This is a genomic window from Fulvivirga marina (assembly GCF_016775155.1).
Lineage (GTDB): Bacteria > Bacteroidota > Bacteroidia > Cytophagales > Cyclobacteriaceae > Fulvivirga > Fulvivirga marina.
On record NZ_JAEUGD010000013.1, the window covers coordinates 1 to 459 of the forward strand.

General features: G+C 44.4%; 1 protein-coding gene. It reads left to right on the top strand.

The genetic code is table 11. The annotated features are described in order from the left end of the window. Nucleotides 1-459 (top strand): hypothetical protein (locus JMN32_RS03675; RefSeq protein ID WP_202854937.1); only part of this gene is annotated, 459 nt, incomplete at both ends.

Genomic DNA, 459 nt, shown 5'->3' on the forward strand with positions numbered 1-459 from the left:
AACTGGATGCCAATACAGCAGGTATCCTGAATGATGCACTGGCTAAAAGTGCCAAAGAAGCTGCCATCATTTTCAACGGGAAGAACGAGGCGGTAAAAAAACACCCGATGTTTGGGTGTGTCGCCACCGGAAATATTGTCGGTAAGGGACTGAGCAGTAATTATGTAGGAAATAATATACAGGATGCATCCTTACTTGACAGGTTCAGCGGCTGCATTTACAAAATTGGTTTTAATGAGAAGCTGGAACGGCAACTCGTGTACCCGGCAGTAGCAGATATAAGCCTTAAAATCAGGAAAGCCATCCTTCGCTATGAAGGTAAAGATGCTAACGATGATGATACCGAAGACATCATGACCTTGAGGACCATGCTGAACATGCAGCGTACCTACGAGCTTGAAATGAAAAGGGAGTTGGGTATGGTCAAAAATATGCCCAACGGAAAGACCCTTAAAGATG